This window comes from Leptolyngbya sp. FACHB-8, from assembly GCF_014695575.1.
In the GTDB taxonomy this organism is placed as follows: Bacteria; Cyanobacteriota; Cyanobacteriia; order Elainellales; family Elainellaceae; genus Vacuolonema.
This window is the reverse complement of record NZ_JACJOO010000072.1, coordinates 97095-107162: the sequence shown is the minus strand read 5'-3', so window position 1 is coordinate 107162 and position 10068 is coordinate 97095. Positions and strand designations below refer to the sequence as shown.

The following is a 10068-nucleotide window of genomic DNA, read 5'->3' as shown; positions in this document are numbered from 1 at the left end:
CTTTCCTTTATTGACTACTTCAACCAAACGATGGCAAAGCCCTTTCAATGGACATTCAAGGGTAAGTTACTGGCGTTCTAAACCATAGGCTTATTTATGCCGCCGAGTACTAGTCTATTAATGAAATTTGAGAAAGTTTGGAGAAGGAAGCGAATCACCACTTATCTGCCAGGAGAATTAACTTTGTGGACACGACATTAGGAGGTGTTTTAAAGCTGTCTAAAAAAGTCATTTTTTCATTCGCTTTGCGGATACAAAAATGGCTTTTGAAGCGGGTAAGCTTGAAAGCACGTCCTAATACTCTATTGAAGGCATTGTAAATCGCGGGACGCAACACCCACAAGACGATGGCCTGCTTTATTCTCACAAACCGCTATGCCACTAAACTGATCAATCAGTAAAATCAACAGGTCTTCTGTTCCATAATCCGCTCGAATCCTAGAGTCCAAACCGATATAACGAACCCTATCCCCGATTTTAAGATCGGTTAATTGATGAGGCTGTTGAAAAACACACGACTTTAGCATAGGTAACTCACTACACTTAGAAGCTGATTGAAAAGAATTAGAAATGCTTGATTATTCGTACAACTAAACGAACATCAATATCTCATACAAATTCATTTCGAAGTAGTCGTTCCTATAAGAGTAATGACTAGAGCATATTTTAGAACTCATAGAAAGGATTGTTCTTTTATGCCAAAATCACAAAAACAACCCTTTAAAATAGCTCTGGATACCCCTACAGAAAACCCCAAATCATGAGGCTTTAGCATTCACATGTTGTAGCAACCAATGTGGCCGCACTTTAACGAGTAGGCTCAATTTCCTGTAATTGATTACAGGGGAAGCGGTCTCGTAAAACCATTCCGGAAGCTACATTTATAGCAATTTCTAGCTCTGAATCTGGTAAAGCTTCAAGAATTAAACATTCCCCTGGAAAAACAACTTTTTCAAAGTACTGATGATTACCGTGAAAAAGGTGAATAGTCTGAAGCAAGGTAGTTATATTTTTGTAGTAAACCAGCTTAGCCTCAGCCATTCGAAGCGTAGGGGAAGACATCTAATTCCAAGCTCTACTTAGACAACAACTCAAAGAAATTCGCTACCAATTGTTAAACGAGCCCTATGGCTAACATGGTAGCAAAATCACAAATTACACTGGTGCTGAGTCAGGTCAATAAACTGAGCAATAGAATCTTCTAGCAAACTTCGTTCTTCAGGGCAAAGAAGTAGAAGCTGTAGTTTTCCGTGCAGAAACGTTGTTAACGATAATCGAACCCCTTCCAGATCTGCCCGCAACTTCGCAGCATGAAGCGCTGCATCAACAGTGGCATATCGGCACATGTCAGCCCTCATCGTCTGCTGTTCGGGTGCCGAACACTGATAGGAATAGCCGAGCTGTTCCCGTGAAATCTGAATCAGCCAACCGTTGTAGAACTCTTTAGTAGCCATGTTCGCGTTTACGATGCGTTTAGTGACTCGCTAAGAAATATCTTTAGAAAAAATCGAAAGAAATCAACCTTGTAAACACTAGTTATAAAGATATTCTGTGGAGGATAGCGCAGCGTTATGCAACCATAGTGCAGAAAAAATGCAGAAATTGTGCAGACTGTTTCAGCCGAATTGCCGTTAGGCTATTTCAGCCGGTAGCCCAAGCCATGCACAGTTTCGATAAAATCATCCGGCGCACCTAAAGCTCGTAACTTGTGACGCAACCCTCGAATATGCGATGTGACAGTTTCTTCCGTAGGCGATCCCTCCGCTGACCAGAGTTGATCGATAATGCCTGAACGACTTAGAATTCGTCGTCCACTGGTTACAAGCAGTTCTAGTAGGGCAAACTCCTTCGGAGTCAGTGCCAGAGGTTGGTGATTGTAAAAAGCTTCGTGGGTACTGGGATTCAGTTGCAGATCACCCCGCCCAATATAAATTTCACTGTTCGAGTTACCCCGGCGCAGCATGGCCCGAACCCGTGCCATTAGTTCTTCTAAATCAAAGGGTTTGGTGACATAGTCATCCGCTCCAGCATCTAAACCGATAATTTTGTCAGCTACCGTATCCCGAGCGGTCAGCATCAAAACGGGAACTGTGCTGCGAAAGTTCTTACCAGGGGAGCCCTCCGCTGATCGTAAGCGCTGGCATAATTGAATCCCATTCATCTTGGGCAGGGTGACGTCCAGCACAATTAGATCGTACGTAACCGCCTCGATTAAGCTCCAAGCCGTGATCCCATCTTTCGCTACATCAACCACATACTGACGACGGGTAAGCGCCTCCGTTAAAACTTCCGATAATTGAATATCATCCTCAACAATTAAAATACGCATAAATTAGAAGAACAAAACTCCTAAATGTGTCAGGATTGAACCGTTAATGGGGGTTGCATTTGAGTTTTACGAGAACAGATATCCCTCGAAAAACCCAGATGCATCTTTCACGGAGAGGTCGACGACATGAAGTGGGCTCTGGAAGAAAAAACATTCGCCCTGAGCATTGGTGTCATTATTCTTTTATTAGGGTTGATCAATCAGATTTCCTCTAAAAATACATCTGAATTACTAACCAACGCAAATCAAATCCAACATACTTATGAGATCTTAGGCAATCTGACAGATTTTTTTGCGGCGATGTCGATAGCCGAATCTGGCCGACGAGGTTACATTTTCTCGGGTAGAAATGAAGATTTAGGGCGCTATCGTGGTGCCGTCATTATCATGCGCTCCGAATTAGACCAGCTGCAAAATCAAATAGAAAAGGATGTCACCCAACAATCGCGATTGAATGTTCTTAATGGCCTGGTGTCCCAGCGTTTAAGTTTGCTGGAGGAGTCGATTAGTTTATATCAGCGCGATCGCTCCCCCAGCGCCATGCAAGCACAAAAACAAATTACAGACCGTAGCGTTTTACTCCGAGAAAGAATCCAGGCAACATTGACTGATATTAAGGATGAGGAGAATCAACAATTACAGCAATCCCTAGCTATAACTCGAACCAATATTCAGGCCCGAGCTTGGATTGAACGATGGGGAACGCTGCTCGGCTGTGTCATTATTTTGGGTCTTATTTATATCTTTTATTGGGAACAGCAGCGGAAGAAGAAGCTTCAATTGCTGGAACAGGCTCTCATACAAGAGCGCGAACTCAGCGATTTAAAGCTACGTTTATTTTCAATGATTTCCCATGAATTTCGTACCCCTTTGAGTGTAATTTTAGCCTCGTCCCAATTGCTCGAAGAGATTCTAGAAACTCAAATTGAATCGCAGTATTTGAAAAACCTGGGCCGGATTCAGTCCTCTGCCAAATTAATGAATCATCTGCTAACAGATATTCTCACCCTTACCCGAGCAGAAGCAGGCAAACTCGACCATAAACCTGAGCCACTAGATATTGAAGCATTTTGTTTAAATCTATTAGACTCCATTCAGATTGCAGACACAAAGTTTCATCAATTTCAATTTACCTGTAAAGGCGACTGTAACCGTACTTTTTTTGATGAAAAACTGCTGTATTCCATTCTGAACAATCTGTTACTCAATGCTATTAAATATTCTTCTCCCGAGAGCCCTATTCATCTAACTCTTCAATGTGAAGAGAATGAAGTTAGTTTTATGATTCAGGATCAGGGCATTGGCATTTTAAGGGAGGATATCGATAAAGTTTTTGATCCGTTCTACCGAGGGCAGAATGTTGAAAGTGTGACAGGTAGCGGATTGGGATTAGCCGTAGTGCAAAAATGCTTAGAGCTGTGTAATGGCACCATTCATATACAAAGTGAAGTGGGCACTGGAACAACATTCATCGTCAAACTACCCCGTCATCTTTAAGTATTAATGAGGAGAGGTCAGGTGCAAAGCACCTGACCTCTCCTCATCAATGCGCTTTGCGCTTGAATCAGCCACAATTGTTTTTGTGAGAGCCGTGGGGAGCGCAGCTCCCACAAAAACAACCAGATATTTAAGCGCTTGAGAAGCGCTGTCATGGCTCATTCTACATAAGCGACGGTAACACCACTACCACCATCAGCCTGGGCAGCGGGTTCAAAGCGAGCAATTTGAGGATGCTGTTTGAGAAACTCATGAACCCCTTGACGGAGTTTACCAGTGCCATGACCATGAATAATCCATAAGGGGCCAGGTTGGGCACTGGCGATCGCCCGCTCCAGTTCCACTTCCGCATCTGCCACCCGGCTTCCCCGCAAGTCCAGTGTATTGCGCGAAGTACGCACAGCAGGGGCTTGGGCACGGGTTTCAGTCTCTGCTTCTTCCGCTTCCTTTCTAGCTTTGGCTCGCACCTCGGCGGGTTTCGGTTCCACAGGTTTCTTGGCCGGCACCTCTGGCTTTTCTCCCTGAAGCGATTCGATGTCTGCCAGGGAAACATTCATTTTCATGATGCCAAAGCGTACCGTCAGATTGCCGTCAGCATCAGGGTTCGACAGCACCTCAGCCGTTTGGCCCAGGCGAGGAATGCGAACGCGATCGCCCTCTTTGGGCCGAAAACCCGGTTTTGGCTTAGCCGGTTTCTGACGTGAGGGCAGACGCCGCTCGGCCACACCACTGATAGCATCGGTCGCCTGCTGAGCGTCCTGGGCCGTCGCAGGGCCACGCTGCAAATCGCGAATCACTCGGGCAATCTCCCGACGCGCCTGAGCGATCGCCTCCTGCACCGCCGCTTCCTGCTGTTGCTTCAGTTCCTCTTCCCGAAGTTTCAGGGTTTCCGCTTTACGCGACACCTCTGCGTAAAGGCGCTCAGTTTGCTTCATCAGGTCAGCCGCAGCCTGATTTTTCTCTTCCTGCTGGCGGCGTTGCTGTTCCAATCCAGCAATGACCTGGTTTACGTCTTGAGCCGCTTCTACCCCTGCCTCTTCCTGAGCCGCCGAAATAATGTCATTGCTGAGCCCTAGACGGCCTGCGATAGCCAACGCATTTGAGCGCCCCGGAATACCCCACAACAAGCGGTAGGTAGGCGATAGAGAAACATCGTCAAATTCTACTGAGGCATTCTCAAACCGCTCATCCTGGTATTTCAGGGCTTTGAGTTCGCCGTAGTGGGTCGTGGCGATGGTGAGACTGGCATGGTTCGCGAGATGGCGGAGAAGGGCGATCGCCAGTGCACTCCCTTCCGTAGGGTCCGTACCCGCACCAACTTCGTCGAGTAGAACCAGGGGTGTGAGGGGTTGGGAGGTTGAAGGGTCAGAAGGTTGGATGTCGTTGAGAATACGACAAATGCGGCGGATGTGGCCGGAGAAGGTGGAAAGGCTTTGTTGCAACGATTGTTCATCACCAATATCCGCCAGGATGTGGGAGAACCAGGGAATCTCCACGGGCTCACGGGCAGGAATGAACAGCCCCACTTTCGCCATTAATGCGGCTAACCCAAAGGTTTTAAGGGTAACGGTTTTCCCCCCGGTATTGGGGCCAGTAATGGCGACAACCCGGATCGTTGGGCGAATGGTCAGGTCAATGGGAACTACCGCTGTGCCGTGCTCGTGCTGATGTTGCCAGATCAGCAGAGGATGGCGCAGTTGTCGCAGCACAACAGATTCTGCTGCGTTTTGAACAGACTCACCAGATGGATTCGGCTGTACGGCTCCAAACTCGACAAAGCGGGGCGGGTTCGCACCTAACCAGAGGGAGTAGCGGGCGCGGGCCGTCGCTAAATCCAGAGTCGTGGCGATCGCCAACAACACCTCCAAATCATCCACGACCTCCGCCACCTGCTCCGTTAGCACCCGGCGTACAGCCTCTTCCTCTACCTGCTCCTGGCGCAGCAATTGCCGCAGATGGTTTCCCCAACTGACAATCGACTGTGGCTCCACATACAACGTGGCTCCACTGGTCGAAACATCGTGGACAATACCAGGAATCACATCCTTATGGGTGGATTTGACCGGTAACACGAAGCGATCGCCCCGCTGGGTAATCAGCGTATCCTGCACAGCATTGTGATGCCGTTGCAGAATATTTTGCAGCTTGTCATAGATGCGATCGCGCTGTTGCCGCAACTGCTCCCGTATACCGCCCAGTTTAGGACTGGCTCGGTCGGTTACCTTACCCCGATCATCGATGCAACGATAAATTTCCTGTTCCAGCTCGGGATAGGTCCGCAGATCTTCCAGCAGCGCTTGCAGCGCGGGAATATTTTCCTGGTCATCCAAAACACGGCGAAGGGCGCGGGTACCCGCCAGAGTAGTGGCGATCGCCAGCAACTCAGCCCCGCTCAGCACACCCTGCAAACGTGCTCGTTCCAGCGCTTCACCAATATCTTCAATACCGTCAAATTTGAGGCCGCCAGGCAGGCGATTCTCCAGCAGATACGCTTCTTTCGTCTGCTCTAATAAATTCTGACTCTCAGCTAGAGTTTCAGGAATGCGAAGGTTGCGGAGGGCGATCGCCCCCAATTTTGTCGCAGCAAACGTCGCCACGTGCTGGCATAGCCGCGACCACTCTAATAGATCTAACGTTTCAGTTTGAATGGAATAACCTTGGCTCAATGGTGATTCTGCTTCCCGCTAACAGCACTAACAGTCGCCCCTCTGGGGCTCTTCTCTCTCAATTATGCCGGGGGCGATCGCCATCCGGTGAGTCCCTAAAGATGTAAAACCCCTCGGCTTCGCTCATCATTCTTGAAGGAAGGGCAGCCTACTCAATTCTGCACTTAAGCCTAATTTGTACTGGATGCCGCTTTCAATCAAACCTAAATCCTATTAATTCTATTATGAAGGATTCTTAACGCCCCTGTGAGACCTCAAGAAGCCGAACTATACACTTTGCTTTTCTAGCTCTTGTAAGACCGCATTTTGTCAACGCAAGAAGGCCGTTAAGAGGCCCATCCCAGAAGAGAACTCTGCTCAGACGAATTGCCGCTTGAGAAGGACTCGATCTTCAGGAACCTGAACGTGATGAATCAAGGAGGCGGGCGCATCCCGCCTCCTTGATTAAACCGCTGTGGCCTCAACCATCTGGTTATCTTGCCGCAGACAGGCTTCGATGAAGGGATCCAGATCGCCATTCATAACGCCGCTGATGTCCGTCGTCTCCACTCCACTACGGAGATCTTTAACCAACTGATAGGGATGGAACACGTAGTTGCGAATCTGGTTACCCCAGGCGGCTTCTACAATGTCTCCCCGGATGTCAGCGATCGCTTTGGCTTGCTGCTCTTGAGCGATTATTAGCAGCTTCGCCTTGAGGCGAGCCAGGGCTTTTTCTTTGTTTTGGAGTTGCGATCGCTCCTCAGTACAACGCACCATCAAGCCCGTAGGAAGGTGACGAACAAGTACTGCGGTCTCCACCTTGTTCACGTTCTGACCGCCCTTGCCACCCGAACGAGTAGTCGTGATCTCCAAATCCTTATCGGGAATTTCCAACTCAATGGATTGATCCAGAATTGGCATCACTTCTACGCCAGCAAAGCTAGTCTGTCGCTTGCCATTGGCATTAAATGGCGAAATCCGCACAAGGCGATGAGTTCCCTTCTCTACCTTGAGGTAGCCGTAAGCATAACGCCCATCCACCTCCAGAGTGGCTGACTTCAGTCCTGCCTCATCCCCCTCCGAAATTTCAGAGAGGTGAACCTTATATCCGTGGCTTTCGGCCCAACGGGTATACATTCGTAACAGGCTTTCAGCCCAGTCTTGCGCGTCTGTACCGCCGGCTCCAGCGTTGATTGAAAGCACAGCACCCCGTTCGTCGTAGGGGCCTGAAAGTAATTTTTGCAACTCCCACTGATCGAGAGAGCGGCTCAAATGGGTAAGGTTATCTTGGGCCTCCTGGAGCAGTGCCTCATCGGCTTCTAACTCCAACAGCTCCAGGATGGCCTTTGTATCTTCCAACCGCGACGTCCAGGACTCAAAGTTTTGCAGATTGGACTTGAGATCATTTAATTCTTGCAGGGTTTTCTGAGCATTGGCCTGGTCGTCCCAAAATTCAGGCTGAGAGGCTACCTGCTCTAAATCTTCAATGCGAGCCTGTAGTGCCGGGATGTCAAAGATAGTCCTGGGTGGTACCCAGGCGCTGCGACAACACTTCAGCACTCCGCTTCAAATCCGTCGTATCAATCATGACCATGAGGCAGTTGTTTCGTAGACTCTAAATTCCGATTGTAAGAGATAGAAGGGAAAAGAGGGAAGGCGGAGGAGTAGAGGCCAGCTATTCTCATTTTGAATTGAAGCCTGAAAATAGCCCACCTTCGGCGGGTTATTTTCAGGCTTCAAAACTGAGAGTTCGCGCCCGTCGGGCGCGAACTCTCAGCTTTGAAGCTCATTGCTGGGTCGAGAAGTAGAGGATAGGACGGTTGCCTTGTTGCGTCAACTGCGCCTCATTAACCGCTTGACATCCTGCAAAAATTGAGGATTTTCTGCACTGGTACGAGGCTGGGTCAACACACCATAACTAGGGCTGAACAGAAACGCCAGGGCAAACAAAGCCGAGGCCACCAGCACAATCGCAGGGCCAGAAGGCAAATTAAAGTAATAGCTCAGGTACATGCCGCTAATACTGGAGAAAACGCCGATCGCCGCTCCCAGAAGCATGACCTGATGCAGCCGAGGTACCAGAAGGTAGGCCGTCGCACCGGGAGTAATGAGCAGAGCCAGCACCAGAATGACCCCAACCACTTTCATGCTGGCAACAACGGTCAGTGCGATTAAAATCATCAGACCTGAATTGAGCAGACCGATGGGCAACCCGCTGGCTTGTGCTCCTTGCGGATCAAAGCTATAAAACAGCAGTTCCTTGTAGAGCAAAAACACGCTCAGCAATACCAAAGCGGCAATGATAGCGGTATCACGCACTTCACCTAAAGTGACACCTAGAATATTGCCAAAGAGAAAATGGTTGAGATCAATTTTATTATCTTTTTGAATAACAGTAATTAATACAATTCCAAATGCAAAAAATGCTGAAAATACAATGCCCATTGCCGCATCTTCTTTAATAGGCGATCGCCGATGAATCCACGCAATGATCACCGTACTGATCACACCAGCAATGAACGCACCAATAAAAATATTTACACCCAAGAGAAAGGCGATCGCCAAACCTGGCAACAGCGAATGGCTGATGGCATCTCCCAATAGTGCCAATCGCTGCACCATCAAATAGCTACCTACAACAGAACAGATCACGCCAACCAGAAGCGCAACAATAAGCGATCGCTGCATGAATGCATACTGCAACGGATCGAGAAGCCATTCCATCATGGTATCTACGCTGCATTACTAAAGAACTGGACATGGCCACCATAGGCACGAGTCATGTTGTCACGAGTGAGCACACGATCACGGGGGCCTGCGGCAATCAGTTCTCGGTTTAGCAGCAGCAGATGGTTGAAGTGAGTAATCGATTCACCCAAATCATGGTTCACAACCATCACAATCTTGCCGTCTTCTGCCAATTCTTGAAAAATACGGAACAGCACCTCTTCAGTTTTTTGATCAACCCCGACAAACGGTTCATCAAAGAAGAAAGCATCTGCCTGTTGAGCCAATGCCCGAGCCAGGAAAACCCGCTGCTGTTGCCCACCGGAAAGGGCACCAATACGGCGATCGCTAAACTCACTCATCCCCACTCGTTCCAGAGCTTCAGCGGCGAGGCGGCGACTGGGCGTCGAAAAGCGATTAAACCAGCCCGTTTGCCGAACACGGCCCATCATCACGACATCCCACACTGTTGCCGGGAATGTCCAATCAATTTGTGAGCGCTGAGGCACATAGGCCGTACGATCCAACTGTTGGCCCAGGGGGCGGCTTCCCCACTGCACCTGTCCTGTCACTACTGGAATCAGGCCCAGCATAGCTTTTACCAGCGTGCTTTTACCCGCACCATTCGGGCCAAAGATCCCCACGAGTTGCCCAGGTTGCAAGGTCACGTTGATATTTCGCAATGCCTGGAGGCTGCGATAGTTCACGCTTAAATGATCGATGGCGATCGCCCCATACCCTTCCATATCCTGACTTCTCCCTGTGTCTCTATCCCAGTAGTGATTCTCAATTCCGACCCCGGCGCTACGATTCAAACGCTGAATCCCGCCTGTATACAGCCAAACCAAACAACAATTATGAAACGAT

At 48.8% G+C, this 10068-nt stretch carries 8 protein-coding genes; 1 reads left to right on the top strand and 7 read right to left on the bottom strand.

Annotation, left to right across the window (positions count from 1 at the left end):
- Positions 1-807: 807 nt before the first annotated feature.
- The 3 genes from H6F91_RS20025 to H6F91_RS20015 form a co-directional block, all read right to left on the bottom strand.
- Entirely contained in the window at positions 808-1062 is a 255-nt protein-coding gene (locus tag H6F91_RS20025; protein ID WP_190789438.1) for a DUF1830 domain-containing protein, read from the bottom strand.
- 86 nt (positions 1063-1148) lie between these two features.
- A complete protein-coding gene (locus H6F91_RS20020) occupies positions 1149-1454 on the bottom strand; it encodes a hypothetical protein (RefSeq protein WP_190774625.1) in 306 nt (101 codons plus the stop codon).
- 182 nt (positions 1455-1636) lie between these two features.
- Positions 1637-2329 (bottom strand): response regulator transcription factor, encoded by a 693-nt coding sequence (locus H6F91_RS20015; RefSeq protein WP_190774624.1) that lies wholly within the window; start codon positions 2327-2329, stop codon positions 1637-1639.
- A gap of 126 nt (positions 2330-2455) precedes the next feature.
- Here H6F91_RS20015 and H6F91_RS20010 point away from each other — a divergent pair, with 126 nt between their 5' ends.
- Positions 2456-3826 carry an ATP-binding protein gene (locus H6F91_RS20010; protein ID WP_190774623.1) on the top strand — a complete coding sequence of 457 codons (1371 nt, stop codon included), beginning with the start codon at positions 2456-2458 and terminating at the stop codon, positions 3824-3826.
- Positions 3827-3984: 158 nt separating this feature from the next.
- Here H6F91_RS20010 and H6F91_RS20005 read toward each other — a convergent pair whose 3' ends face one another.
- From H6F91_RS20005 to H6F91_RS19990, 4 genes are all read right to left on the bottom strand, one after another.
- On the bottom strand, positions 3985-6492 hold the full coding sequence (locus H6F91_RS20005) for an endonuclease MutS2 (RefSeq protein ID WP_199307941.1): 2508 nt from the start codon (positions 6490-6492) through the stop codon (positions 3985-3987).
- A 444-nt stretch (positions 6493-6936) separates the two neighbouring features.
- Positions 6937-8059 (bottom strand): peptide chain release factor 2 gene (prfB, locus tag H6F91_RS20000; RefSeq protein ID WP_190774633.1). Its coding sequence is split into 2 segments (ribosomal slippage): positions 6937-7986 and positions 7988-8059, totalling 1122 coding nucleotides; the frame shifts between segments, so codons are not numbered across the junction.
- A 248-nt stretch (positions 8060-8307) separates the two neighbouring features.
- Positions 8308-9201, bottom strand: a complete 894-nt coding sequence (locus H6F91_RS19995) for a metal ABC transporter permease (RefSeq protein WP_190774622.1) — start codon at positions 9199-9201, stop codon at positions 8308-8310.
- Between the two features lie 5 nt (positions 9202-9206).
- Positions 9207-9947 carry a metal ABC transporter ATP-binding protein gene (locus H6F91_RS19990; RefSeq protein WP_190774632.1) on the bottom strand — a complete coding sequence of 247 codons (741 nt, stop codon included), beginning with the start codon at positions 9945-9947 and terminating at the stop codon, positions 9207-9209.
- Positions 9948-10068: the final 121 nt, after the last annotated feature.